We start from the raw sequence: 26983 nt of genomic DNA, 5'->3' as shown, positions 1-26983 counted from the left end.
GCAAGCAGCAGCTCAAGTGTCATTGGACGACCAACAATGTTTGATGCGCCAACCACAACCGCATGTTTACCACGTAGCTCAATGTTGTAACGGTCGAGTAGGGTAATGATGCCCTTTGGCGTGCAAGAGCGAAGCTTTGGAATACGTTGCGCAAGACGGCCAACGTTATAAGGGTGGAAGCCATCCACGTCCTTCTCTGGGTGAATGCGCTCTAAAACATGTGTTGTGTCTATGCCCGCAGGAAGGGGTAATTGCACTAGAATGCCGTCAATTTCATCATCGTTGTTTAATTCATCAATCAGAGCTAGTAACTCTTCTTCTGAGCTAGACGCAGGAAGGTCAAAAGACTTAGAAACAAACCCAACTTCTTCACATGCACGGCGTTTGCTACCGACATAAACCTGAGAAGCAGGATCTTCACCAACTAGAACCACTGCTAAACCAGGAGCACGTAGCCCAGCTTCAACACGTGCTTTAACACGTGCAGCCACTTCGGATCGAACAGTTTGGGAAATGAGAGTTCCGTCTATATTTTGAGCAGTCATGACTTTCCTTATAAATTAAGAAGGCAGATTATCTGCGGCGCATTGTCGCAGAATTTCTTATCAACATCCATACGCAAACGTTTGCTTTGTGGTGTTTTTGAACATTAAGCGTTTTAATGGACTTTTTTTAGGCATTCAGATCAGAATGTTATGAAAACCCGTTGATTTACCCGTTTGAACTCGTATAATCCTGTCCCTGTAGCGCGCCCTTAGCTCAGCTGGATAGAGCACGTCCCTTCTAAGGATGTGGTCATTGGTTCGAATCCAATAGGGCGTGCCATTTATTCAAAAGCCTCGATAACTCTTTGAGTTGTCGGGGCTTTGTCGTTTTTAGGTTTTTGGCTGTAATTGCCACTCTATCTACAACTTTTGAATGGCATTCTAGCCATTGCAATTTCTAGCAATCTGGATAGCCACCAACAAAAAAGCGCTGGTTAACCAGCGCTTTTGCATTTATTAAGGGCATTACATCTTTTTAAAGATGATGGAGGTGTTGATGCCGCCAAAGGCGAAGTTGTTACTCATCAAATATTTCACGTCCAGCTCTCGGCCTTGTCCGGCGATGTAGTCTAAATCGCCACATTGCTCGTCGAGGTTTTCTAGGTTGAGCGTTGGGTTAAACCAACCTGTGTGCATCATTTCTAAACCTAGCCACGCTTCAATCGCGCCACAGGCGCCTAGTGTGTGGCCAAAGTAGCTCTTGAGTGAACTGATTGGCACTTTGCCCAGAGCATTCGCTGTTGCGTTGCTTTCCGCAATATCGCCGCGGTCGGTGGCAGTGCCGTGAGCAGATACATAGTCGATCTTCTCAGCAGGAATGCCCGCGTTTTGCAAAGCCATTTCCATACAGATTTGCATGGTTTCCATCTGTGGTTGAGTGACGTGTGCGGCATCACAGTTGCTGGCAAAACCGATGATTTCTGCATAGATTTTCGCGCCACGAGCGACGGCGTGTTCGTACTCTTCCAAAACTAGCGTTCCCGCACCTTCACCAATCACCAAACCATCGCGATCGGAGTCATAAGGTCTTGGTGTGCTTTTCGGGTCTTCATTCTTCAGACTGGTGGCAAAAAGGGTATCGAAGACCGCGGATTCCGTTGGGCACAATTCTTCAGCGCCACCAGCAACCATGACCGTTTGGTAGCCGTGCTTGATCGCTTCGTAGGCGTAGCCGATTGCTTGACTGCCAGAGGTACATGCACTGCTGGTTGGGATCACTCGGCCTTTCAAACCGAAAAATAGACCAACGTTCACTGCCGTGGTATGCGGCATCATTTGCACGTAAGTCGTTGCGGTGATCGCTTTAGTGGTTTTCTCATTCAGCATGACACCAAATGCGCCGATTGCGTCAGTACTGCCTGTTGATGAGCCGTATGCGATACCCGTTTGACCATTGGTGAGTACGTCGTTACCAATCAAACCTGCTTGGCTTAGTGCGTTTTCTGTTGCGACGGTCGCCAATTTGGAAACACGCCCCATGCCGCGTACTTGCTTGCGCTTGTAGTGCTTTGGCAGTTCAAAATCTAAAATTGGTGCCGCGAGCTTGGTGTTCAAACCATCATACTGTTCGTAAGAAGGCATGTATTGCGTCGCGTTCTGGCAGTCACGCAGTTTTGGTTCGACAGATTGCCAATCGTTACCAAACGCAGTCACGCCTGACATTCCGGTTACAACAACTCGACGGCTCATACTAGGCCTCCGTTTACCGAAATGACTTGGCGAGTTACATAGCCTGCGATGTCAGACATAAGGTAACTGACTAAACCAGCAACTTCTTCTGGCTCTCCCATGCGGCGCAAAGGAATTTGCGGCATCGCATGTTCTTTCACGTGTTCGTCTACCATGCCTGTGTCGATAAGCCCTGGAGCAACGCAGTTGACGGTGATTTTGCGTTTTGCCAGTTCAAGCGCGAGTGATTTTGTTGCACCAATTACGCCCGCTTTCGCTGCGCTGTAGTTAGTTTGACCACGATTCCCCATTAGGCCAGAGACTGATGCAAGCGTAACAATTCGGCCGCCTTTGCGCTTTTGCACCATTGGCATAACACAAGGGTGAAGAACGTTGTAGAAGCTATCTAAGTTGGTATGAATCACACCATCCCATTCTTCTTCGGTCATCGCAGGGAAAGCGGTATCTTTTGTGATGCCAGCGTTGTTTACGACGCCATAGTAAGCGCCGTGTTCGGCGATATCGGCTTCTAGCTTCTCACGACAATCTGCACGGTCACTGATGTCGAATTGGATAAGACGACCGCTACCACCATGCTGTTCGATGGTGTTTAGGGTGTCTTGCGCGCCTTGTTGATCGCCCATGTAATGGACAATGACTTGGAAACCATCTTTGGCTAATTGAACGGCAATGGCTTTACCGATGCCTTTGCTGGCACCTGTAACGAGGACTTGTCGGGTCATTGTTGACTCCTGATTTTCATTTCTTGTAATTTTTCTTCTGATGGAACGTAAACGTTCAATTGGCAAGTCGCTACAACAGTTCCTTGTAGCTCAATACGGGCTGAAAAAACCGCCATACCGTTATCTTCCATAACTTTTTCAGCATACACATCGAGCACCTGTTCGCGAGAAAACGTATCGCATTCAGACGTGTATCGACGGCTACCAAGCAAAAAGCCAATCGGTGGCGCTTGTTCCTTCATTAATGCGTGGTAACCAGACCACGCCGCGACAGATTGCGCCATAAACTCAATGCCAACGTAAGCTGGCACGGTTTGAGAAGTTGAGTCGAAGAACGGGTTGTGTTCTGCGATATCAACCTGGCAGTGAATCGTATCTTGTTGAACATCCAAAGCACGATCAACCAAGATCATTGGTTTGCCGTGTGGCAAAAGTTGTTCGATGGGAGGAAGTTTAGTCATGAGCGTAACCAAAAATAAGACTAATATTATTGCCACCAAAAGCAAAAGAGTTGCTGAGAATCGCTTTGTTACCCAGTTTGGTTGGCGTCTCAACTAACGATATATGGATATCGTCTGCTTTGGTTTCGCAGTGTTGTATTGGCAAATCAAGGTTGTACTTGAGAATATGCCAAGCGATCGCGGCTTCCGTTGCACTTGCTGCGCCTAATGTGTGTCCGGTAAGTGGCTTTGTCGAGCTTACGGGAACGGAGTCACCAAAGCAGCGATGAATGGCTTTGCTTTCCATCGCATCGTTTAACGGCGTTGCTGTGCCATGCGCGTTGATGTAACCAATGTCTTGCGCTGTAAGTCCTGCATTGGCCAACGCTTTTTTCATCGCTTCTTCTGCGCCTAACCCTTCTGGATGTGGTGCGGAAATATGGTGTGCGTCTGAGCTGTCGCCAGCTCCGAGAAGAGCAACGGGCGCAGGTGTTTTGCTTAGCAACATTAATGCTGCTGCTTCACCGATATTGATGCCGTTGCGATGTTGGTCAAACGGCTTACAAAGGGTATCGGATAGAGCTTCTAAACCGTTAAAGCCGTTTAGTGTTAGGCGACAAATGGTATCCACACCACCCACAATGACCGCATCAACAATGCCAGAGCGAATCAGGCGTTGCGCGGTTAAAAAAACACGACCACTAGAAGAGCAGGCGGTTGAAACTGAGTAATGTGGGCCGCTCAAATCAAAGTAGGCGGCAATAAAATCGCTGCAGTTGCCAAGCTCTTGTTTGGTGTAATGGTAGTCGGCAGGAAAATTACCGTTTGCCAGCTTTTCGCCAAATGCGATTTCGCCATCTGAAATGCCAGATGTGCTGGTGCCGATCACGACTGCGATACGGTCACGACCATATTTAGCAATGGCGTCACGCACGTCGCCTTCGATTTGCAGCAAAGCCGAAAGTGCGAGGCGGTTGTTTCTCGTATCAAACTGGCTGAGTGCGGTCGGTAATTGCGGTAACGTCTGTGCAATTCGACCGATTACTGTTTGGCGGCCTGAATTTAAAATATCTTGGTCAACCACCATGTTGGATGGCTTCGCTCCTGATAAACACTGGTGGATGAGCGCATCATCTTGTCCCATGGCAGAGTGAAAGCCACAGGCCTGAATATACAAAGGTTGAGAAGAGCGAATAGGCATATTGTTATTCTAAATTGTTCTTAATTAATCTGATGTTGCAGTGTTTGAATAGAAATTGAAAACTGATGTTTGAGGTGATGAAAATCAATCTTACCCTCTAACTTGTTAGAAGAGCTGTATTGAATCTTAATGATCTTTTCACCGTCGCTATCAAAGATGGCGCGAGAATTATTTTTATCAATAATTCGCCACCTTACCTCATTTAACGACCCTTCCCAAGCGGAACTCGGCCAGAGCGTGATCATCAGGTTAAATAATACCTGTTCTGGCTGCGGTAGCGAACCTTGTAAACCGTTGAGCACTTCGGTTTGAATTTGTTCTCCATCGTAAGACAGTGAGAGTACTCTCGTCCCCCAGGATGAGAAGCCTGCCAGCACCACTTCGTTGTTGATCACTTGCAGTTGTACCGGAAGTTGCTCAGATTTGGTTTTACCATCTATTGCCCAAGAAGCCGTAATTAACTGACTGGCAGACAACTGATAGCCCAAGCTTGCGGGAGTGGGCAAGCTAACTTGGGTGTGCTCGGCAATGTCGACCTGAGGCGTCGATTGGTGAGGGACCAAGCTGCATGCACTTAAAAACAGGCTCAGTGCGAATAACGTCGCGCAGCGAAAGGCGTGATTGAAAATCATGACGTCGTTTCCTCTGTTTTAATTGCAATCGGAGAGAGCAGCCAAGCGACAAAAATACCACTTAACACCGTAATGCCAAAACTGTGAATCGCGTGAGTTTGGCTGAGTGACAGCAATCCAAATGACAACACAGTGGTCATTGCCGAAAGGGTGATCGCCAATAGTGTGCTCACACTGCGGGCTTTCTCGGCAAAGAACAGAGTGTAATCGATCCCTATACCAAGAATGAGCACCAAGCCAAGCAAGTTGAACAGGTTTAATGTTGTTCCCATCGCGACAGCAGTTGCAAGACCGCAGGCGCAAGCAATCAATGATGGCAGTAAAACTCGGCAACTGTGTTGCAGACCGTACCGCTTGATTAATACCAGAAAGATCACAGCACTGGCGGCTGCCAATAGCTCCATGATTTTGATTCGGTATTCACCAAATAGGGTGGATATTTCTTCAGCTTTGTTTAGGTAGACAACATCAGACTGTGATTTGGCAAATGCCTTAACAACAGCGGAGTCTTGCAATTGGTTTAACACCACTACCGTTGCCGATTTTTCTTTAATTTTACCCAAATGAAGAAAACGTACAGGCGCTGATACCGGGTTTTGCAAGTACTGTTCAACCGTAACAGGGATAAAGTCGGCGTCCATTTTGGGCTTTTTACTTAAGCCCAGCCCGGAAGTAAGTGGGCTGGATTGTGTCGCGTAAAGATCGCGAATCAATTGATAGTCTTGTTGCTGACGTTCCACTGAGCTCAAGTAGCGGCTCAGGCTCTGGTAGCTTTCGATGGTGCTGTCCGCTTTCCACGCTTCTAATGTTGGCGTCAAAGACTCCAGCTTTTTCATTAGGTTTTCGTCATCGTCGGCGGTAACGACCAACATTTGCTGTGAAGATTGCATGCCACTGAGCGTCGTAATCAAGGTTTCTTGCTGCTTGAGATCGTTCGGCATCGTTTGCAGCAGACGAATGTCGTCATCGTAGTTCAATTGCAGCAAGAAAAAGCCACTCGCAACCACACATAACATCGGCAATCCGACTTTAATTCGAGGTTGATTCCAAAGCGTTAACCATTTCGCCAACAGTGATTGTCCCGGTAAAGTCGAAATGGTGCGCGATGGGTTACGAGCCAGTATCGGATACCAAGCCACCACGGTGATGTAAGCGGCAATCAGACCAATGGATGAAAACAGCGCAAGCTGCTGCAAACCAGGAAACGGTGCCACTAACATGCCCAAATAGCCGATCAAACTGGTGATTAAGCCCAGTGTGATCGCTATGAAAATATGCTTTAACCCTTGCTCGCTATCCCATTCATTTCCCGCCGCAAGACGTTCCGTTAGGTAGTGGAATGCGTAGTCGATAGACACACCGATTAAACTTGCGCCAAACACTAAGCTGAACAGATGGACTTTTCCAAAAATCCACGTCGTAACGGACAACGCAACGAGCAGACCAATGGTGATGGAAAGCAGTGCTACGGACAGCGGCATCACACTCCGAAAGACCAGCAAGAACAATGCAATGATACCGAGTAGAGAGAATACACCGATGGTGCTGATCTCCGATTTTGCACTTTGCGTACCAAAGTCAGCGTAAAATAGAACGCCAGTATGTGCGACTTCAGCGCCATATTTCTGCGCGACGCCTTGTTCTAGCGCTTGAATATCAGGGACTGCAAGTTGCCCAGTTAGGCTATAAGGCGAGTCTTTTAGCTCGGCAGTAATAAGCAAGTATTGAGCACCGTCTTTTTCGACGGACAGATAGCCGTTATCCAATCGGAAAGAGGACGATTGCTGGGTAACTTGGCTTAAATAATCACGGAATAGCAAGAAAGGGTCATTTTGTAACTCTTGCCCGGTCACTCCAGAGAACGGGTTGTACAGCGACTGAATCACATGCTGTACTTGCTGTTCTGGATTTTGGCTTAAACGCTCTCGTTGTTCAGGCGTCAGTAATTGGAAGCGGTGCTTAAAGTAGTAACTCGCCCAAGCTTGCTGTTCTTGAGGTGAGATTTTTCCCACCACATCGCGAAAATGATTACTTTGGCGTAACCCCTTATCAAATTCAGCGGCCGCTGCAAAAAGGGTATTTTTGTCCGGCGCTGTGATCACGAAAATGACTTTGTCGCTCATACTTGCCGAGACCGACTCAAAGGCTTGCTCAGCCACCGGGTTTTGTTGGTTCTTCGGCAACAGTTTTAAAATGTTGGTCTCAATCGGAGATTCTGCACTCCAAACCCATTGTTTGAGTAGCAACGCGCCCGCTAAAACAACGAGATTGAGCCAAACCAGAGCAAAGGTGTGAGTGCCGAGACTGAGTTTAGAAACGGAATTGAGCGTCTTCGGCATCCGTGAGTTCCTGAGGTAGAGAGGTCTGGTTTGTAAACGTGATTTCGGTCTTATCGCCACGCAGCTCTTGCAGGGTTAGGCGATCAATGTGCGTTTTACCGGAAAGAGTGATGGCTTTAAACACCGCATTTAATGGCGACTGTTTGGGCACTAAAACGAGCTGCCACTGATTGTTCTCAACTGAAAAATCGAGTGTGAATTGTTCTTGCAGTGCAGAAGTATCCCCGTGGAACACGGATAAAAACACATGACTAAAGTAGAACGCCATTGGGTTTTCTTGTGCAGAGATCGTTTTCGGTGCTTGGTCGGCAAAAGTCTGACGAAGTTTGTTTTCCGTCAATACCAAATTGACTGCGAAAGGTTCTGTTTGTTGCCACAACAAGCCATGTGTTTTGCTCAGTGTGAACTGACCTTTAGAGGTTAAAGGTTGACTAAACATTTCCAGATGACGCTGCTGCGTAAAATCTCCGCGTACGATTTCATGCTGAGACAACTGCTGTTGAAGCGATGCCAAATCCGTTACATTTACTGTCGGTGTGGCCAGTGCTGGAACAGAAAATATCAGCAAAAAAGAGAGTAACCACTTTTGCATTAGTCCAGACTCCCATGGTTGTGCCATTGCTCTACTTTATCTAAAAAGATTGCTGGAGAAACAAAGCACATCTCTTGCTTTTCAATGGATACGGCGACTTGCGTTGTATGCGCTTTGCACATACGTTGATTCGTTTCGGCGTCGTAAATCACGTAATCCACACGTAAGCGGTTTTCCCACTCAGTGAGTTGCGCGGTAATGCGAATGGTGTGATTAAACGGAATCGCCTTCACGTATTTAACGCGCGTGTCGATGATCGGCCACATGTACCCAGAGTCTTGCATATCGCGATAGCTGTATTGGATCTTTTCCATCAGCACACGACGCGCTTCTTCAAAATATCGAAAGAAGTTGCCGTGATAAATCACGCCCATCGGGTCAGCATCTTGGAATGAGGTGACCATAGTCACCTCCGCTTTTAATGGGTAGAGAACCTGCTCTTGCATTATACCTCCGCGTAGAGTGGCCAATGACGTTGCTGAATGCGTTCAATGAAATGGCGCAAATCTTGTTCCAATGGGCGATCTTCAATCACAAATTCAAACTCGTTCAGTACTGCGTCACGAATTACTCGCAAACTCTGACTCATGTGGTGTTCGTCCAATTCGTTATGACGGCGACGAATCTCAACCGCTTGAACGCTTGCTAGGAGTGAAGCCGCAGCAACTTGCTCTGTTAACTCAAGTACGCGTAAGCAATCACGAGCCGCAATGGTGCCCATGCTCACTTTGTCTTGGTTGTGACATTCGGTTGAGCGAGAAAAAACGCTCGCTGGCATGGTGTTTTTCAACGCTTCTGCCGTCCAAGCTGAGATACCAATCTGAACCGCTTTAAAGCCGTGGTTGATCGGTTTACGCTCGCCTTCTGCACCGGTTAAGTTAAACGGCAGGCCGTTATTGAACTTGTAATCCATCAGTTGCGCCATCTGACGGTCCAGCAAATCAGCTAAGTTGGCAATGTTCACTTTCAACGTATCCATCGCCATTGCGATATGACCACCGTAGAAGTGACCGCCGTGCAGAACGCGCTCGTTGTCGCCATCGATAATTGGATTGTCGTTGGCACTATTTAGTTCATTCTCAATCAATTGACGTAGCCAAGGCAGTGAGTCTTGCACCATGCCAATTACGTGTGGCGCACAACGCAGCGAGTAGCGATCTTGCAGTCGGTCGCTATTGCGTGGCGGACGCTCAGCATTGAGATCATCACGCAGCCAAGCCGCAACTTGCTGTTGACCAGGGTGAGGCTTTACCGCAAACAACGCTTCATCAAAGTGGAAGTCATTACCTTGCATACCCACAGAGACCATCGCGGTAATCTTGGTGCAAAGCTGAGCTAGGTATTCTGCGCGTTTGTAGGCAAGACAGGCGAGGGCAGTCATCACGGATGTACCGTTCATTAACGCCAAACCTTCTTTTGGTTTTAGGCGAATTGGCTCAATGCCCAGCTCTGCAAACACTTCTTGTGTTGGTCGCACATCGCCTTTGTAAAGCACTTCACGCTCGCCAATTAAGGTCGCCGCTAGGTAAGACAGAGGCGTTAAATCGCCACTTGCGCCCACCGAGCCTTCTTGTGGAATACGCGGCGCAATGTCGTGGTTGATAAGCGTAACGATTTGGTTCAACAGATCGTGAGACACGCCAGATACGCCTTGCGACAATGAACACAAACGGGTTGCCAGCACCGCGCGAGCTTGCTCATGAGAAAGGATTTGACCTAAGCCACAACCATGGAAGCGTGTAAGGTGCAACGGAAGTTCATCCACAAGAGCGGGTGGAATCGCCACAGTACATGAATCGCCGTAACCGGTAGTCACGCCGTAAATAACGCCTTCTTCTTTCAGTAATCGTTCCAGAAACGCCACGCCACGATCAATTTTCGCGGTAAATTCTGGCGAGGTGTTCATGTTTGCCTTTGCACCTTGAGCAATGGCAACGACATCTTCGATGGTTAAAGATTGGGCACCAAAAGTGATGTTGTGATTATTGTTGTTTGTCATGTGGCTGATTACTTAAAGTCCAGAAGTTAAAAAAGTTGTACCACTGTAACGGCGCTTGCAGTGTGTGGTGTTCTAATCTGTGGGCGTACTGTTGAACAACGTGTTCTAGTGCCTGCTGACGCTCCTTGCGCGGTAGCGTGATTTGGTCACTAAAGTGTTCAAAGTACACATTAAAATGCGGAGTGTTTGCTTCATCGTCGCGTAGGCCGAAGAGTAGATAAACCGGCGCTTTTAATACCGAGGCCAGCATGAATGGGCCTTGCGGAAATGGCGCTGGTTTACCAAGAAAATCTGCCCAAACGACACGATTTTCTTTGCTGGTAGAAGTGCGATCGCCAACGATCACCACCCATTCGCCTTGCTCGATTTTTTGTTGAAGCAGAATCGCGGTGTCTGGTCCCATTGAGCTGACTTGAATCAAATTCAGTTCCGAGTTTGGGTTTACCGCCTTCATTACCGCATTAAATTGTTCAGCGTGTTGGGTAAATACCAAGGCGTTGATTTTGACATGAGAGTGTCGACGACCAAGCGCGCGGCAGAGTTCGATATTGCCAAGGTGCGAGCCTAAAATGAGCACGCCTTGTTTTTTCTGCGCCATCTCTTCGAAATGATGCTGGCCGTGAATGGTTAGGTTATCGACGTTAAAGTCACCTTGCCAGGCAGCCAGTTTGTCGAGCATGGTTCGCCCAAAAGAAAGCAGATGATGATAGCTGTCCAACTGTTTTGGTAGTGCGATGCTCTGCTGCGTTGCGTAGTACTGCAAGTTTTGCAGGTAAACCTCAGACGCTTCACGGGCAGATTTACCCGTGAAGTGGTAGTAGCGCATGACTAATTTTAAAATCAGGTCAAACGCTTTTCTGCCGAACAAGCGGTAAACCGCGAGTAAGGTTTTGATGCCTAAAATCGTGCCTTGTTCTTTTCGTTTCGACCAGTGGGCATTGCTGTCGTCTGTATGACGGCGCTTTCTGGCGAGTAGTGAAGGAATGCGCGGCAACATGCCAAAAAATAGGCGAGTGTGCATCCAGCTTATCTTGACGTTATCCCACAATGCATCGAAGTGGGAAATGCCACCTTCAGGGTAGAAAACGCGCGTTGGAACAAAATCAATATCGACGCCTTCCCAGTACATTCGCACCAGAATTTCGATATCAAAATCCATGCGTTTGCCGATGTTGTACTTGTTCAACACGGCGACCGTTTTCGCCACTGGGTAGGCGCGGAAACCGCACATGCTGTCTTTGATAGACAGTGACAAGGTTTCTATCCACACCCAAATGTGCGTAGCGTAGCGACCATACAGACGGGCTTTAGGTACGTTCTCGTCGTATATCGGTTGGCCAGAAATCAGGTTATCTGGTTTTGTTTCGCTGGCGCTGAGCAATTTCGGCAATGCTTCTAGGTCGTGTTGACCGTCTGCGTCGATTTGAATGGTGTGCGTAAAACCAAGCTGGTGAGCTTGATGTAGGCCAGCCATCACCGCTCCACCTTTGCCTTGGTTTTCACTCAAACTAATCAGTTTTATCAGCCCTTGCTCACTCAACGCTGAAAGCGCTTGTTTGGTGTCTTCATTACTGCCGTCGTCCACGACCAGCACTGGCAAATCGAAAGAGGATAACGACGCAACTACGTCTGCAATTGTGCTGCCGTGGTTGTAGCAAGGAATTAAAAAGCAGGGACGGTAATCACTCACGTGACTCACCCAGTTTCATTTTGCCTGAAGAGTGAGTCACCAAGGTTTCACCGCTTTTCGATGTGTACTTAAAGGTCAATTTCTCACGCTCATTGTCCCAAGAGAGTGAGAGGCAAACGTCGGCGTTTGGCAGAATCGGCTCTTGAAATTTGATGACTTCCATTCCTTTAAATACCTTGGGAGTATTCAAATGTTGAACGGCGTAGAACAGCGCCCAATCAATTTGAGTGACGCCGGGTAAAAGAGGGAAGTGATTGAAATGACCTTGGAAATCTAAGATGTCAGCATCCACTCGCAGCGACAGCTCCGCGGTATGGTCACTCACTTCAATATTCTGAATAGTTGGTTTTCTTTTATCCATGTTACTAGCTTTATTGGAATAGTTTTTCAATTTCAGCAACTTGGCGTTTGCCTTGGCTGTTCAAGGGAATTTCGTCGACCACTCGGAATTTTCTCGGGATAGCGATCGGTTCTAGCCAATTGCGCAGTGCCTTGCGAAGCTCAAGCCAAAATTTGCCTTTACCAAGTTCATTAAGCACATCGCTGCCTTGATCGTTAAGTACGATGATCGAGACTAACGTGAGGCGACCAGATTCTTCCATTGGGATCACCACGCTTTCTTGAATCCACGGCAATTGCTCTAAACGTTTTTCCACTTCGACAAGGGAAATACGCTTTTCTTCGACTTTGACGATTCGGTCAGTGCGTCCACGCAATTCAAAAGAAATACTATCATGGAAATAGCATTCATCCGCAGTTTGGTACCAAGTGTTTTCATCAATGTGTGGCGAGCGGAGCTTTAAACAATTTTCATGGTTAAGCTCGGCTTCAACACCAGGGAATAACGTCCAGGGAGTACTGGCTTCGTGCTGCTGACGGTAAGCAATGCCGCCGGTTTCTGTGCTGCCAAAAACTTCAATAGGAAGTGACCCAAACAACTGCTGGCTGTGCTGCGCCGCTTGGTTTGGCAAGGGACCACCAGAAGAAAATACGCACCGAATCGCAACCGGATTGTGCTCTTCACTGAGTCGTTTTAGTAACGCAGGGCTGCTTACTAGCGTGGTGTCAGCATCAGCGTGATGGACAATTTGCTCTGGGAACTCAAGGTTGTGTGCTGAAAATGGACGTGCAGAGCACAAAGGCCACAATACGCGGAACAGCAAGCCGTAAATGTGTTGATGAGAAACGGTGCTTTCAATGCGTGTGCTGGCAACCGTGTCGCCCCATAGGTTATCTAGAATAGAAACTTCGATATCGAGCTGTTTCAGCGTTTTTGCAATGGCTTTTGGTGTGCCGCTTGAACCCGAAGTGAATAGCGTTACCGGTATTTCCGCCAGGTTTAATTCACGCCAAAAATAAGGTTGTTTGGCCTCTGGCTCGTTAATCACGGTGGTTTCTAGCAATGATTGAGCTTCGATCAAAAGCGAGCTCACGAGTTCTGGAGCCGAGACATCGGCATCATGCAGCAACAAATCGTAGTGCTCACTGAGCTCTTTGAGTGCTTCTGGTTGGTAATTACCAGGTAATACAATGGATTTTCCTGCATAACAACAAGCAAAAAAGCCAACGGCAAACAGGTAGCTGTTGCCAAAACACAACGCAATGTTTTGCGTTGGTTGGGTTTCTAACTGCTGAGCAAGTGTTGCGACGTGCTGCTGGAAATCACCCCACGTGATAACCGTGTCGCGATCGTAAGAGACTGGGGATTGCTCAGACCTCTCTGCGATGAACAAGGTCGCTAGGGAGGTAAAGCTCGAATACGTTGTATTCATACGATTAGTGTTCCTTTCGAACAAATTGACGCACGATCCATTCTCCAGCGAACAAGCCACCAGCAAGTAAGTAGCTGATGAGGCCGTTATAAAGCGTCCATATTTTTACTGGTAGGAAACAGGTATAGAGTGCAACGGCAGCGTTGAGCGTAAAAAAGGCGCACCAAACCATCGTCACTTTGCGAGTGTAAGCCACGCCACTAGCCGGAAGGTCGGGTTCTTGCAAGCGAGCAAGCCTCTCTATGATCGATTGCGGCTGTTTTAAGCTAAGTCCAAATACGCACAGCATACATACATTGACAACGACAGGGTAAAACTGAAGCCACCCATGTTGTTTAAACACCATGCCAAGCGTAATTAGGACAATGCCAACAGCGCCCGTAACGAGCGCCAAGAACTTAAACTCTTTTAGTGGGGTCTTATTTGCGACGAAAACACGCAAAAGTAACGCAGCAATTAACAAGCCCCCAACTAAGTTCAAGCCAAATTTATCTATACCGAAATAGACGGCGAAGGGGTAGGCAAACAGTACAATTGCAGACAGACCAGTCAGCAATTGGCGCATTAACTTTCCTTCAATAACTCAGTGACAGCGTTAACCACATCGTCAACGGTTCTTACTGCACTAAACTCTGCTGGCTTGATTTTTTTGCCAGTGACATTCTGTAGGTGTACGACCAAATCAACGGCGTCAATGCTATCAAGATCGAGATCTTGGTATAAGTGCGCATCTGATTGAATGTCGGCTGCGTCAATTTCGAACAGCTCAACAAGCGCATCTTTAACTTGTTCAAATACTTGATCTTTATTTACATCAGTCATGAATATACCTACAACTTATTCATTAGTTTGAGAAGAAACGTATTTCGCTAGATTTGCTACAGACGCAAAGTGTTCGCGCGTATTTGAGTCGTCGGCATCAATAACGATGTTGTATTGTTTTTTTATTGCGAGTCCAAGCTCAAGCGCGTCGATAGAATCTAAGCCAAGTCCATCACCAAAAAGTGGTGCATCCGTTTCAATATCATCTACGGTTAAATCTTCAAGGTTTAAAGCATCAATAATAAGTTGCTTAATGTCGTTGTGTAACTGTTCCACTGGGACCTGCTTATTAATAAAAGTTTTCTGGAAAAATGTTTTCAGCTAGGTGCTGTTGTAAGCGTCGCGCCGCTATTGTCGGCGACGTAGTTTGCTTTATAAAGGGGGTAATCTCAACTTTATCCTTAACTTCAACCCTGAAAAAGGGCTTTGTTGCCGGTACTTGATACCATTTTTTCTCTTTTGTGAGGAAACTTGGCGTTACCGTAATATGGACAACTCTTAAATCTCGTTCTGTTCTTACCGCAATTTGTGCTGCACCGCGTTGTAATTTCGGCTCTACACCTGGTGTTGTTCTTGTTCCTTCAGGAAATATAAGCAACACGTTGCCTTTGTTAAATCGTTCATCACAAAGTGCTAATAAATCATCCGGTGCTTCATTGGGAATATATCCGGCTGCTTTTACGATGTGCTTCATAAAAGGATTCGACCATATTGCCGATTTTACTAAACAGTCGCAGCGATTTAATTGTGAAGCAATGAGAACGTAATCGATTAAACTAGGGTGGTTGGCAACAATTAAACAATTACGATCTTGTTGAAGAATATCGGCACCAATAATTTGATAATCGATTGCGCCACTTAGCTTCATCAATTTACAAAATGTGTTGAATGAATATCGAATCGCACCCTGAACTTTATATTCGCGTTCCGTTTGGTCTGAAACAAAAATACGAATGGTCGGAATAACAATGAAACTCAGTACTAAACCACCTAACCCAAATACTGAAAAACAAAATCCTGTTGCTAGCACACGCCAATACTGATTTAAGCGAGTCATTTTTTGTGCCATTCCCAAGCTTGTTGCGGAGCGAAAATAGTCCACTGGCTTTTATCTAACAAGTATTGTTGCAAAAATACTAAACCTTGAGGAAGAGGATGACCGGAACGTTCTGCGTTTATGGAGCTTTGTATCGCGAACTTGTCTCCATGAGAAAGTATTAAGCCAAGTCCAAACCCTTGGTATTGTTGGTTTTCATATTCTAAATAAGAGTCAGGCATAGGCTCATCAAAATCAACAAGCAGTACTTTTTTGTCAGGATTGTCGGACAAAAACAGCCATGCTTCTAATATTGCGCTTTGGAATGTGTTTTCTGCCGCAGCGATAGAAGTTAGGGGAATGGGTTGTTTAGTTGCGATAGTGGCAAGCCCTGCGGCGGTATTGTGCACCGATTGAGAAAAAGCCATCGGAGACGCCTCTTCTCCATTAATTATATCTTCAACTAGTGCGACGCTGCGATGCAGTTCACCATGACGGCTTGAAAATACAAGGTAATCAACTTGATGTTGATTAAGCATTTCGATTGCAGTTTGTACCGCCAGTTTACTGAGTGGGCTCATTCTTCTGCGCATCATCGCAGGAATATTTGCAACATTGATTTTGCCATCTTCTGGCCATTTTATCTCTGTTGCCCATTGTTTCCATTCATTGGATTCGGATAAACCGAATGAATTCGCTGTCCACGCATCAATATTGAACGAAATGTTGATCTTCGAGTTTGGCATATTGGGTTAAATTGTTTATTTTACAGCTCGATACAAATTGGGGTTGACCCAAATTCACAATAAAAAGGAAATTATCATGTCGCGTTTTAAGCTGTATGTCTCGTTATTATTAACTTTGCTTCTTGTTGGTTGTGGACGAGTACAACCTGTAATGAATGTGGAGGATACTCCAGTTGCTTATGATCTTCAAAATAAACAAGTAAAAATGGCCATAGTGCAATCAGCAACTAACCGAGGCTGGACGATCGAAGAAGTAAGCCCTGGTGTTCTTATTGCAAAAATCCACGTTCGTAACCACTCTGCAGAAGTAAAAATCCCATACAATAATAAATATTACTCAATTATTTATCTCAACTCAGTAAATCTCAAAGCAAGTGATGGCAAAATCCACCGCAATTACAATCGTTGGGTAAACAACTTGAATGTTGATATTCAGCGAGCTATTGCATTGTTGGGCAATCAATCTCAACAATAAAACTATTAATTGCAGTTAGGTTTTTCCGTGTTAAATCAAAATAATGACCCTTTTAATGCTTTTGAAGCGAAGACAGAAGCTCAGAAGTTATCTTTTGCACCAATCGTGTTCCAGACCGCCAAAACGCTTCGAGATTTAGGTATTTTAGCCGCTTTAGACAGCGCTGGCGCTCAAGGCATGAGTGCCACAGATATTGCCGAGAAAACGGGAGTATCAGAATATGGTGTTAAAGTACTGTTGGATATGGCGATTAGTGCGCATATTGTTTTATGGGAACGACCTAACTATTCGCTTGCAAACCTTGGTTTTTACCTTCTTCATGATGGTATGACGAATGCAAACATGGATTTTACGGCAGATGTTTGTTACGCCGCGATGATGCATTTGACGGAAGCAATTCAAGAAGGTAAACCGTCAGGTTTGAAAGAGTTGGGCAATTGGGAGACCATTTATCAAGGTCTATCGACGTTACCAGAACAAGCCAAACAGAGCTGGTTTAAGTTCGATCATTTCTATTCGGATCGCTCGTTCCCACTTCTGCTTAAAGAAGTATTTGCAAGCAAGCCAAAGCATCTTGTGGATATTGGCGGAAATACGGGAAAATGGGCGATTCAGTGTTGTAAACATGACCCTGACGTTCAAGTGACGATTGTTGATTTACCACAGCAATTAGAAGTAGCGATGAAGAATGTTTCAGAAAACCAGTTCGTCGAGCGTGTACGTCCATACCCTGCAAACATGCTGGATAAAGCACAAACATTGCCTGGACACGCTGACGTATGGTGGATGAGCCAGTTCTTGGATTGCTTTTCCCCAATTGAGATCCTCAATATCCTTAAAAAAGTTAAAGCCCAGTTAACGAAGGGAGATACTATTTACGTATTGGAGCTGTTTTGGGATGCTCAAAAATACGCGGGAGCTTCCTATAGCCTTAATGCCACTTCTCTTTATTTTACCTGTTTAGCTAACGGTAATAGTCGCTTTTATCGCAGTGATGATTTCTTAGAAATTGTCGAAGCGGCAGGTTTATCTGTCGTTGAAAGAACCGACAATATTGGCCTTGGTCATACCTTATTAAAACTACAAGCAAACTAAATTCAGAATGAAAACAGAGCTCAAGCAAGTTGTTGTCGTAGGAGCGGGGCCATCAGGTTCAACCGTTTCTGCCTTATTAAAATCGCGTGGCATAGATGTTGTTGTCTTAGAAAAAGCGACTTTTCCACGTTTTTCCATAGGAGAAAGCCTACTCCCTGCATGTATGGAAGTTGTTGAACAAGCAGGAATGACCAATGCAGTAAAGCAGTTTGGCTTCCAGTATAAAGATGGTGCTGCATTTCGTCGTAATGGCGTATACACCCAGTTCGACTTTACAAACAAATACACGCCAGGACCGGGCACGACGTTTCAGGTTCAACGTGCCAGCTTTGATAAAGTATTGGCAGATAGCGCTGAAGAGCAAGGCGTAGAGATTCGCTATCAGCATGAACTGCTCAATCTAGTGTTTGAAGGGAAAAAGTCTCGATTAGAAGTGCTCGACTCAAATAAGAAGGCTTATCAAATCGAAGCAGATTTTGTGTTGGATGCCAGTGGCTTTGGGCGTGTTTTGCCACGCTTGTTGGAGCTAGAAGAACCTTCTTGTCTTCCGCCTAGAAAAGCGATCTTTACCCATATCGAAGATCATATCTCTCCCCAAGAGCCGGAATACGATCGCAACAAAATTTTAATTTCAGTTCATCCTGAAAATCACGACGTATGGTACTGGCTAATCCCATTCTCTAATGGTACTTGTTCGTTTGGTGTGGTGGGTGAGCCAGAATTTTTCGAACAATACCCAGAAGATAAGATTGCAGCGTTGCAGCAGTTAGCCAATGAAGAGCCGGGTTTGGCTTCTTTGTTGCGAAATGCGAATTACCCGAATCCAGCAGGCGAGTTGGGTGGCTATTCTGCTAACGTCAAACGTTTAGCGACAGAGCACTACGCGTTGCTTGGTAATGCAGGTGAGTTTCTTGATCCTGTATTTTCATCGGGTGTCACTATCGCCATGAAATCGGCAGAGTTTGCAGCGGACTGCGTGGTTCGTCAGCTGAATGGTGAAAAGGTTGGTTGGCAAGAAGAGTACTCGCAACGCTTAATGGTGGGAGTGAACACATTCCGCACTTATGTGGAAGGCTGGTACAACGGCACGTTGCAAGATGTGATTTTCTATCAAAACCCGAACCCACGTATTAAACAGATGATTAGTGCGATTTTGGCTGGATATGCTTGGGATACGAATAATCCTTACGTAAAACAAAGTGAGCAGCGTTTGTCGACGCTTGCAGAACTGGTTCGGGAAGCTGAACTGTAAGAATATACATTCGCTTATCCGAGAATCAGTAAACCTAGGTCTTACCAAAAAATTGGTAAGACCTTTTTAATGCCTCTTTACTTTTACTTCTAGCGTGTTGGAGACACATTGACCACTTACATCGGTGTGTATCGAATTTGAGAATTTTTATGGTGACATTGATCACATCTAGAATTCCTGTTGCTGATATTTATATTAAATTTGTAGGAAATGGATTACATTCTGGGAGTGTTCCCTACATCTGGCTTCGTTGTGAAAACGGTTTATAAGCAACTGTATAAGTTAGTAAAGTTCCAAAAACTACACCAAAAAAAAGACAAGTTTCTTACCAAATCAATTCGCTTGGTGAGTTCGAGCCATCGACTACGCCAAACGCTTCCTCTACTTTCTAAAATTGTCGAAGAACATGACGCATCAACGGTCTCTTCGATTGCAGATCCCGAGAACGCGGTAGCGTGGGGAGGCAAAGTTTCTCCAGAGTTCAAATCTAAAGTCATCCGTATTAGTAAAGAGCTAAAGATCAATCCTAATCATCTTATGGCGTGCATGGCATTTGAAACTGCTGAAACTTTCAGTCCAAGCATCAAAAATGGTTCCGGAAGCGGGGCTACAGGGTTAATTCAATTTATGCCCTCTACCGCAGAGTCATTAGGAGTGAACACAAAGACTCTTGCGAGAATGAGCGCGCTTGAACAACTTGACTATGTGAAAGCGTACTATTGGCCCTATCGAAATAAAATTAATAGCTTAGAAGATGCTTACATGGCCATTCTCTACCCTGCTGCGATTGGTAAACCGCCGTCTTTCGTTTTGTTCAGACAAGGCTCAATTGCCTATCGACAGAATGCAGGTATCGACCGCCACAAAACGGGGAAAATCACGCTTAATGATGTTTCCTACAAAGTGAGGAAAAAATTAGAAAAAGGTTTGCAGCCCAATTTCCTGGGCTAAGATTGTGTCATGTTCCTAGTTTTTCGCGCATGAATCCTTCTGTTACTTCACGGGGATTCTGATACACTACGCGCCCATTTCCTCTGTTGAGACCTTTCTATGCCATTTTCTAAGCTTGGTTTAAGCGCATCGATTGCTGATGCAGTAAAAGCGCTAGGTTATGAAAAACCCACTTCTATCCAACAAAAAGCCATTCCAATCGTATTGCGTGGCCGCAATTTAATTGCAGCAGCGCAAACGGGCACAGGTAAAACGGCCAGTTTTGTTCTGCCAATCTTAGAAAAGCTTAGTCGAGGCGAAACGCAACGTAAAAAACGCGCTCGTGCGATTATCCTAACGCCAACACGCGAACTTGCGCTTCAGGTTCATCAAAGTATTGAAGCTTATGGTAAAAACTTACCATTACGCTCAATGGCGATGTTTGGTGGTGTGGATTATGCACCACAAAAACAAGCCTTGATCGAGGGTGTCGATATTGTGGTAAGCACGCCTGGGCGCTTGATTGATCTGTACGGTCAACGCGCGATTCACTTTGATGAAGTGGAAATGCTAGTGCTTGATGAAGCCGACAAAATGTTGGATATGGGATTCATCGAAGCGATCGACAAAATCGTCGACTGTATGCCAGAACATGTGCAAAGTTTGCTGTTCTCAGCGACGTTATCTAACCCTGTTCGTGACTTGGCGAAAAATGCGATTATTGATCCTGAAGAGATCACGATTGCAAAGCACAGTGCCTCAAAATCAAATATTAAACAGTGGATCACGACCGTCGATAAAGACATGAAGTCGTCGCTGCTAAGTCACTTGCTTAAAGAAAATGACTGGTCGCAAGTACTGGTATTTATTGAAACTAAACACGGCGCAGCCAAACTGGTAAGCCAACTTGAGAAACGTGGCATTGTGGCAGAAGCATTCCACAGTGGCCGTAATCAGCGTGTTCGCCAGGAATTAATAGAAAAGTTTAAAGCGGGTGAAATCCAGTACTTAGTCGCAACCGGCGTTGCTGCGCGCGGTATTGATATTGATAATCTGCCAGTTGTCATCAACTACGATTTACCTTACCCAGCGGATGAGTATGTACATCGTATTGGTCGTACAGGTCGTGCTGGCGCGAAAGGTGAGGCGATATCACTGGTTTCAAAAGACGACTTTAAGAACCTCTGCATGATTGAAAGTCGTTTAGGGCACTTGCTAGAGCGAGTGGAAATTGAAGGTTTTGCGCCAAGAAAGCCAGTACCAATTTCAATTTTAAATTACGTGCCTAAGAATAAACGTAAACCGCACGATAAGCGCGAATCAAAATAGCCAGTTTATCCCATGATCTAAAAGCCGCATTCTTGCGGCTTTTTGCGTTTTAAGGCATCCAATAATGTAGCCATCGCGACGGTTTCTATTCGGTAATGAGGAAAAAAGTTAATCAGTGTCATACGCTTAACACGTAAAGTGAATCAAGGTGCGTTAAGCTTTTGTCAATTATCTGTCCGCAGGTTTGCACAAGGTAAGGAATGGGCGCAAACTTTTTTGCTTGCTAATGAATGCATAAGATGGGGCACAAATGAAAACAGGTGATAAGCAATTCGCCGTTATTGGTCTTGGCCGATTTGGTTTGGCAGTGTGTAAAGAGTTACAAGATTCAGGCGCTCAAGTTTTAGCCGTTGACATCAACGAAGACAGAGTTAAAGAAGCCGCCAGTTTTGTTAGTCAGGCGGTTGTGGCTAACTGTACTCACGAAGAGACGGTTGCTGAGCTCAAACTTGATGATTACGACATGGTGATGATTGCCATCGGAGCGGATGTCAATGCCAGTATTCTTGCGACATTGATTGCTAAAGAGGCGGGAGTAAAGTCAGTATGGGTTAAAGCCAACGATCGCTTCCAAGCTCGTGTTCTGCAAAAAATTGGCGCAGACCACATTATCATGCCTGAGCGTGACATGGGGATACGTGTCGCGCGTAAAATGCTCGATAAACGGGTTCTTGAGTTCCACCCATTAGGCAGTGGCTTAGCTATGACGGAGTTTGTGATTGGCTCTCGTTGGATGGGTAAGACACTAAGTGATTTGGCTCTGTGCAAAGTCGATGGCGTGCAAGTGCTAGGGTTTAAACGGGGCCCAGAAATTACCAAGGCACCTGACCTTAATACCACACTAGAAATTGGTGACCTAATTATTGTGGTCGGCCCTCAAGATGCGCTCGCAAATAAATTAAAATCGCTATGACGTATTTTCATCAAAAAGGTGTTTTTTACGCACCAGATGGTAAACAAGAGAAAGCGAAAGGCAACGAACCGCGAATTATATTGCTCAGTTTTCTCGGTGTTTTACTGCCTTCTGCGGTATTGCTAACCTTGCCAGTTTTTTCTGTTACGGGCTTGTCGATAACGGATGCTTTGTTTACTGCAACGTCCGCTATTAGTGTGACAGGGCTTGGTGTTGTCGATACTGGGCAACACTTTACGCTTGCGGGTAAAATCTTGCTGATGTTTTTAATGCAAATCGGTGGGTTGGGGCAGATGACTTTGTCGGCGGTCTTACTCTATATGTTCGGCGTGCGTTTGAGTTTGCGTCAACAAGCGCTGGCGAAAGAAGCATTAGGGCAAGATCGGCAAGTCAATCTAAACCGACTAGTAAAGCGGATTGTTGTTTTCGCGCTTGTTGCAGAAACGGTCGGGTTTATTTTTCTCTCTATCCGCTGGGTCCCTGAAATGGGCTGGCAGACTGGTATGTTTTACGCCTTGTTTCATGCAATTTCTGCATTTAACAACGCTGGGTTCGCGCTGTTTTCTGACAGTATGATGAGCTTTGTGAATGATCCGTTGGTTATCTTTACACTGGCGGGGCTATTCATTTTTGGCGGGCTTGGTTTTACTGTTGTGGGTGACATCTGGCTAAACTGGCGCAAAGGTTTCCACTTTTTGCATCTTCACACCAAAATCATGCTGATTGCGACACCGATATTGCTCTTAGTCGGAACGATGATGTTTTGGTTACTTGAGCGAAGCAACCCAAACACAATGGCGTCTTTACCTGCAACAGGGCAATGGTTGGCGGCATTCTTTCAATCTGCGAGTGCGCGAACGGCAGGGTTTAATAGTGTTGACTTGGCGTTGTTTACCCAGCCGGCCTTACTGGTCATGATTGTTCTGATGTTAATTGGAGCGGGTTCCACCTCAACGGGGGGCGGTATTAAAGTTTCCACATTTGCTGTTGCGTTTATGGCTACGTGGACCTTTTTACGCCAAAAGAAACATGTGGTTATGTTTAAGCGAACCATAAATTGGCAAACTGTGACTAAGTCATTGGCAATTATCGTTGTGAGCGGAGCCATCCTGACAAGCGCAATGTTTTTATTGATGCTTACCGAGAAGGCCAGCTTTGATAAAGTTATGTTTGAAACCATTTCCGCATTTGCCACAGTGGGGCTCACCGCCGGCTTGACTGCGGAACTTTCTGAACCTGGTAAATACATTATGATCGTGGTGATGATCATTGGTCGTATTGGGCCGCTCACGCTTGTCTACATGTTGGCACGTCCTGAACCTACCTTGGTCAAATACCCAGAAGACGCCGTTCTTACAGGTTAATATAGCGTTCAACAATGGCCGCGCGACCATTACGAGCATTGATTAATAGCAGTGCTCGTACATTTATAGAATATGTGGAATGTTGCCCAGTTTTACCTACAAATTCGTAGAAGTTCATTTCTTCTTCCTTTCGTTTCGATACTATTCATTCACTCAATTTATATTCTCAGAAGCTACGCTCATAACAGCGTTTTGGAATCCGACGCTTTTGTAGTGTGACACCAAACTACGTCGTGTTATCTGAGCGAATTGATACCAGCCTTCGTCAATAGTCACTCAGTCTTACTCTATGCCCATAGGGTTACTTTGTGTTTGTTGTGCTTGGTATTAATTAACGAATCGAAAAGATGGAGTCGTACTTTGAAATTCAACACACTCGCCATAGCTATGCTAACTGCGCTTCTTGCAGGGAAGAGCATGGCAACTACTCCGCCATCACCGGTTTGGCATACTATTGCGTTGAGCGATGGTAGCTCCAGTGAGGCAATTCTACGTGGAACGGCAGATTTCCACTGGTTTGAAGATAAGCAGGGCAATGCCTTACTTCAGGAAGACGGCGTTTGGTTTTTCGCGCGGATTCAGCGCGAGTCAGACACGCCAATATTGATCTCGACAGGTGTGGTGAAAACGCAGTCGAGTGAGCCACCTGAGTCGGCGAGGTTTCGCCCGGATTTACAAGTTAAACCGCAATTATCTTCTCTAAAAACCATTGAACCGATGGCACGAAAAAACCTACTGCGTTCGGCGCAAGGTTACCAGGCGATGAGCAGTTCAACGGTGAAGCAGCAGCCCCTATTGGTTGTGCAAGTTTCGTTTGATGACCAAGCAATGGTGCATGATTTTGAGCAACGCGTATTTAATACCAATGGTCAAAGCGTTGTGGATTACTTTGATAAAAACTCTCAAGGTAAATTCAAAGTTGTTCCTGCACTTGAGAGTTACGGCACCGCCAATGACGGTGTGATAGATGTGACTGTGGCACAAAGCCACCCTAACTGTCACTCTAGTTCGACTGATAAGACATGCACCGCCAAGTTGAATGCGGTTTTCACCGAGGCTTATCAAAAACTGGATCCATACTTTAATCTTTCGGCCTACGACAGCAATCAAAATGGTACCGTAGAACCGTCAGAACTCTCTGTCATGTTTATTTTTGCGGGGGGCGATCGTTCAACAGGGGTTCTCAACCGTCCTGCGATTTGGCCGCACAAATTCTCTCACGATGATGTCACACTAGATGGTAAAAAGATCACAGACTATTGTGTGTTCGCTGACTATCAAGTTGATCATCAAGCGACGTTGGGCGTGATCGTACACGAGCTTGGTCACTTAATGCTTGGCTTACCGGATTTGTACGCAAGGAACAGTGATGCCTCGATTGGCTCTTGGGGCGTGATGGGTGGCGGTTCATGGGCGCAGAAACCGGGAGATTCATACGCTGGCGACACTCCGGTGAACATGAGTGCATGGAGCAAACACGCTGCTGGTTTTGTTGTACCAACGGTAACTCATGAAAGTCCAGCGCCTATTTCTGTGAACAACGACGATGTCAAGCTGGTGTATCTCGACCCGTATTTGAAAGAGTTTGGTCCACGTATTTACTTGGAAAATCGCACCTTTAGCGGTTACGACCGAGCATTGGCGGCTGAAGGTATTCTAGCGACGTCGGTTAATGTCCAGAACCGCTTTAATGATGTTGGCGCGATGCAGGTTCAAATCATGCAGGCTGATGGTCTGAATGAGTTAGAAAATGATGGTAGGAGTGACGCTGACGATTTATATCCTAATGGTGGCGATGTCATTTCAGATACATCGACCCCGGGTCTGAGAGCGATCACAGGGTTTGATACTGGGGTTCGTATTTCCAACATTGCCAGCAACACCAACGGTGGTAGTTTTTCTCTTGAACATACAAACGAACCAAATAAATCAGCATGGCTGAACTCTCTTCACCAAGGTTATGTGTACGCGAGTGGGAGTAACACTCTGGCGGTGTCACTGGACTTGAATAGTGATACAGAGCTTGATGGCCTTCAACTTTACGCGCAAAGAGATAGCGCTCAAAGTGACATGACTTATCGAGTTTGGCGATTCCCATTTTCGGGAAACATTGGCTATCGATTAATATTGAATCAAAACAACGCTGAGCTTTTACAGCAAGGTAACTTCCAAAAGTCATCTCGAATTTTATTCCCTCAATCAAGCCAATTGAGTGCGGGTCAGCATTTATTGGTCGTTGAATTGGAAGGCGGTCAATTTGATGCAAACTTTGACTTCGGCCGCTTGCTAAAAACTGAAAAAGCCTCCCTACCTGTAATGTGGACTGGTGATTACAGTGAGATTGGCACGTTTGGTCTAGAAAAAGCCGGGTTCTCTTATATTCCGTTTGCAGCATTATTAAATGTGGATGCGAGCAACTTGGTTGAAGCGAAATCTGATTCGTTACAAACCAATAAAAATACGCCAATCAAACTGAACCTGATGGACAATGATTTCATGGCGGTAGGGTATCAGTTCAATGTGGACATTGTGCAGAAGCCTGAGCACGGCACCATCTCTGGCAACCAGTACCAACCTGAAGCTAACTTCGTTGGTCTGGACACTTTCCAATATCGTTTGTTGTCGGTTGATGGTGCGTACTCATCTTCAATCGTGAATGTGCAGGTGGAAGTGCTTGGCAGCAACGAAGCGCCAGTGGCCGTGATTGATGTTGATAATAAAGACATGACGGTTGGGCAGCGAGTCACGTTGTCTGCGTTAAATAGTACGGATGCTGATGGTGATGTGTTGAGTTATAAATGGGAGCAGTTGGCTGGCACTTCAGTTTCTCTTGGCAATGCAACCAGTGTTAGCACAAGCTTTACGGTGCCTCAAGGTGCAAAAGCGGGTGAGGTTCTGACATTCCGTTTAACCGTGACTGATCCTAGTAATGAAGCGTCCAGTGCTACCGTCGATTTAACCATGAAAAACGCAGCGCCACTTACGCTTGCAGATACGGCGACCGTTGCCGTTGGTGAAAGTATTCTGATTGATGCAGCGAGCAATGATTCGGATGTGAACGGCGATAAACTGGTTGTAGAAAGCGTACAGAACGTAACTGGTGTGGGAAGTGCGAGTGTAGAGAATGGCAAAATCCGTTTTCAAGCACCGGATAGCCCTACTGACGGCATCAAGCTGCAATATACGGTTTCAGATGGTCATGGTGCCACTGCTACGGGGGAAGTTATCGTGACGGTTGTTGCTTCTTTGAAGACAACGACATTCAAGAACTCAGAAGGTAGCGGCAGTGTTTCTTATTGGGCTTTGATGTTACTTGCAACATTAGGCTGGCGACGTCGCGTCTAAAACGGTATTGAATTGCGGTATAAGCCACTCACATTGAGTGGCTTATTTTTTATCT

26 protein-coding genes and 1 tRNA gene are annotated in these 26983 nt (G+C 45.9%); 9 read left to right on the top strand and 18 right to left on the bottom strand.

Features of this window, described 5'->3' with window-relative positions; genetic code table 11:
* On the bottom strand, positions 1–545 hold a 545-nt coding region (locus tag R7H07_RS20895; RefSeq protein WP_318128769.1), incomplete at its 3' end, for a tetrahydrofolate dehydrogenase/cyclohydrolase catalytic domain-containing protein.
* Between the two features lie 203 nt (positions 546–748).
* Between R7H07_RS20895 and R7H07_RS20890 the strand changes: the two genes are divergently transcribed.
* A tRNA-Arg gene (locus R7H07_RS20890) sits at positions 749–825 on the top strand.
* Between the two features lie 185 nt (positions 826–1010).
* On the opposite strand, the gene R7H07_RS20885 is transcribed toward R7H07_RS20890, so the two are convergent.
* Genes R7H07_RS20885 through R7H07_RS20805 form a run of 17 tightly spaced genes read right to left on the bottom strand, consistent with a single transcriptional unit; the run spans position 1011 to position 16225 of the window.
* A complete protein-coding gene (locus tag R7H07_RS20885) occupies positions 1011–2234 on the bottom strand; it encodes a beta-ketoacyl-ACP synthase (RefSeq protein WP_025508283.1) in 1224 nt (407 codons plus the stop codon).
* Positions 2231–2956, bottom strand: a complete 726-nt coding sequence (fabG, locus tag R7H07_RS20880) for a 3-oxoacyl-ACP reductase FabG (RefSeq protein ID WP_005388326.1) — start codon at positions 2954–2956, stop codon at positions 2231–2233. The genes R7H07_RS20885 and fabG overlap by 4 nt, the downstream gene beginning before the upstream one ends.
* A complete protein-coding gene (locus tag R7H07_RS20875) occupies positions 2953–3417 on the bottom strand; it encodes a hotdog family protein (protein ID WP_065274269.1) in 465 nt (154 codons plus the stop codon). Before R7H07_RS20875 ends, fabG begins: the two co-directional genes overlap by 4 nt.
* Entirely contained in the window at positions 3410–4597 is a 1188-nt protein-coding gene (locus tag R7H07_RS20870) for a beta-ketoacyl-[acyl-carrier-protein] synthase family protein (protein WP_054730341.1), read from the bottom strand. The genes R7H07_RS20875 and R7H07_RS20870 overlap by 8 nt, the downstream gene beginning before the upstream one ends.
* A gap of 20 nt (positions 4598–4617) precedes the next feature.
* Positions 4618–5229, bottom strand: coding sequence for a DUF3261 domain-containing protein (locus R7H07_RS20865; RefSeq protein WP_017634797.1), 612 nt, complete (start codon positions 5227–5229; stop codon positions 4618–4620).
* Positions 5226–7568 (bottom strand): MMPL family transporter, encoded by a 2343-nt coding sequence (locus tag R7H07_RS20860; protein WP_206959860.1) that lies wholly within the window; start codon positions 7566–7568, stop codon positions 5226–5228. Before R7H07_RS20860 ends, R7H07_RS20865 begins: the two co-directional genes overlap by 4 nt.
* Positions 7540–8160, bottom strand: coding sequence for a LolA family protein (locus R7H07_RS20855; protein ID WP_206959862.1), 621 nt, complete (start codon positions 8158–8160; stop codon positions 7540–7542). Before R7H07_RS20855 ends, R7H07_RS20860 begins: the two co-directional genes overlap by 29 nt.
* Positions 8160–8606: an acyl-CoA thioesterase gene (locus tag R7H07_RS20850; protein WP_054575208.1), complete on the bottom strand. Its 447-nt coding sequence runs from the start codon at positions 8604–8606 to the stop codon at positions 8160–8162. Before R7H07_RS20850 ends, R7H07_RS20855 begins: the two co-directional genes overlap by 1 nt.
* Positions 8606–10159 (bottom strand): HAL/PAL/TAL family ammonia-lyase, encoded by a 1554-nt coding sequence (gene hutH, locus R7H07_RS20845; protein WP_053815764.1) that lies wholly within the window; start codon positions 10157–10159, stop codon positions 8606–8608. Before hutH ends, R7H07_RS20850 begins: the two co-directional genes overlap by 1 nt.
* A complete protein-coding gene (locus R7H07_RS20840) occupies positions 10143–11849 on the bottom strand; it encodes a glycosyltransferase family 2 protein (protein WP_206959864.1) in 1707 nt (568 codons plus the stop codon). Before R7H07_RS20840 ends, hutH begins: the two co-directional genes overlap by 17 nt.
* Positions 11842–12210, bottom strand: a complete 369-nt coding sequence (locus R7H07_RS20835) for a 3-hydroxyacyl-ACP dehydratase (RefSeq protein WP_206959866.1) — start codon at positions 12208–12210, stop codon at positions 11842–11844. Before R7H07_RS20835 ends, R7H07_RS20840 begins: the two co-directional genes overlap by 8 nt.
* Before the next feature lie 10 nt (positions 12211–12220).
* Positions 12221–13621, bottom strand: a complete 1401-nt coding sequence (locus R7H07_RS20830; protein WP_206959867.1) for an AMP-binding protein — start codon at positions 13619–13621, stop codon at positions 12221–12223.
* Positions 13622–13625: 4 nt separating this feature from the next.
* Complete coding sequence (locus R7H07_RS20825; protein ID WP_025766967.1) at positions 13626–14186, bottom strand: hypothetical protein; 561 nt, start codon at positions 14184–14186, stop codon at positions 13626–13628.
* Complete coding sequence (locus R7H07_RS20820) at positions 14186–14443, bottom strand: acyl carrier protein (RefSeq protein ID WP_005382279.1); 258 nt, start codon at positions 14441–14443, stop codon at positions 14186–14188. The genes R7H07_RS20825 and R7H07_RS20820 overlap by 1 nt, the downstream gene beginning before the upstream one ends.
* Positions 14444–14458: 15 nt before the next feature.
* Positions 14459–14719 (bottom strand): phosphopantetheine-binding protein, encoded by a 261-nt coding sequence (locus R7H07_RS20815; RefSeq protein ID WP_005382278.1) that lies wholly within the window; start codon positions 14717–14719, stop codon positions 14459–14461.
* Positions 14720–14732: 13 nt separating this feature from the next.
* Positions 14733–15500: a lysophospholipid acyltransferase family protein gene (locus R7H07_RS20810; RefSeq protein WP_005388305.1), complete on the bottom strand. Its 768-nt coding sequence runs from the start codon at positions 15498–15500 to the stop codon at positions 14733–14735.
* Positions 15497–16225 (bottom strand): beta-ketoacyl synthase chain length factor, encoded by a 729-nt coding sequence (locus R7H07_RS20805; protein ID WP_017819930.1) that lies wholly within the window; start codon positions 16223–16225, stop codon positions 15497–15499. Before R7H07_RS20805 ends, R7H07_RS20810 begins: the two co-directional genes overlap by 4 nt.
* Positions 16226–16301: 76 nt before the next feature.
* On the opposite strand from R7H07_RS20805, the gene R7H07_RS20800 reads away from it, so the two are divergent.
* The 8 genes from R7H07_RS20800 to R7H07_RS20765 all read left to right on the top strand — a co-directional run bounded on the left by R7H07_RS20800 (position 16302) and on the right by R7H07_RS20765 (position 26928).
* Complete coding sequence (locus tag R7H07_RS20800) at positions 16302–16700, top strand: hypothetical protein (protein WP_205390764.1); 399 nt, start codon at positions 16302–16304, stop codon at positions 16698–16700.
* 27 nt (positions 16701–16727) lie between these two features.
* The gene (locus R7H07_RS20795; protein ID WP_005388297.1) at positions 16728–17795 is read left to right on the top strand and encodes a class I SAM-dependent methyltransferase; all 1068 of its coding nucleotides are present in this window, start codon (positions 16728–16730) and stop codon (positions 17793–17795) included.
* Positions 17796–17802: 7 nt separating this feature from the next.
* Positions 17803–19047, top strand: a complete 1245-nt coding sequence (locus tag R7H07_RS20790; protein ID WP_025766964.1) for an NAD(P)/FAD-dependent oxidoreductase — start codon at positions 17803–17805, stop codon at positions 19045–19047.
* Positions 19048–19257: 210 nt separating this feature from the next.
* Complete coding sequence (locus R7H07_RS20785) at positions 19258–19998, top strand: transglycosylase SLT domain-containing protein (protein ID WP_017634789.1); 741 nt, start codon at positions 19258–19260, stop codon at positions 19996–19998.
* A gap of 99 nt (positions 19999–20097) precedes the next feature.
* On the top strand, positions 20098–21306 hold the full coding sequence (locus tag R7H07_RS20780) for a DEAD/DEAH box helicase (protein WP_206959869.1): 1209 nt from the start codon (positions 20098–20100) through the stop codon (positions 21304–21306).
* Between the two features lie 250 nt (positions 21307–21556).
* A complete protein-coding gene (locus tag R7H07_RS20775; RefSeq protein WP_005388291.1) occupies positions 21557–22219 on the top strand; it encodes a potassium channel family protein in 663 nt (220 codons plus the stop codon).
* Entirely contained in the window at positions 22216–23583 is a 1368-nt protein-coding gene (locus R7H07_RS20770) for a TrkH family potassium uptake protein (RefSeq protein ID WP_206959871.1), read from the top strand. Before R7H07_RS20775 ends, R7H07_RS20770 begins: the two co-directional genes overlap by 4 nt.
* A 360-nt stretch (positions 23584–23943) precedes the next feature.
* Positions 23944–26928 (top strand): M6 family metalloprotease domain-containing protein, encoded by a 2985-nt coding sequence (locus tag R7H07_RS20765; protein WP_206959873.1) that lies wholly within the window; start codon positions 23944–23946, stop codon positions 26926–26928.
* Positions 26929–26983 lie beyond the last annotated feature (55 nt).

Origin of the sequence: Vibrio sp. Vb1127 (assembly GCF_033338735.1) — a bacterium.
Classification (GTDB): Bacteria; Pseudomonadota; Gammaproteobacteria; order Enterobacterales; family Vibrionaceae; genus Vibrio; species Vibrio alginolyticus.
Note: the sequence above shows the minus strand (reverse complement) of the source record. Positions and strands in the feature narration are given on the sequence as shown.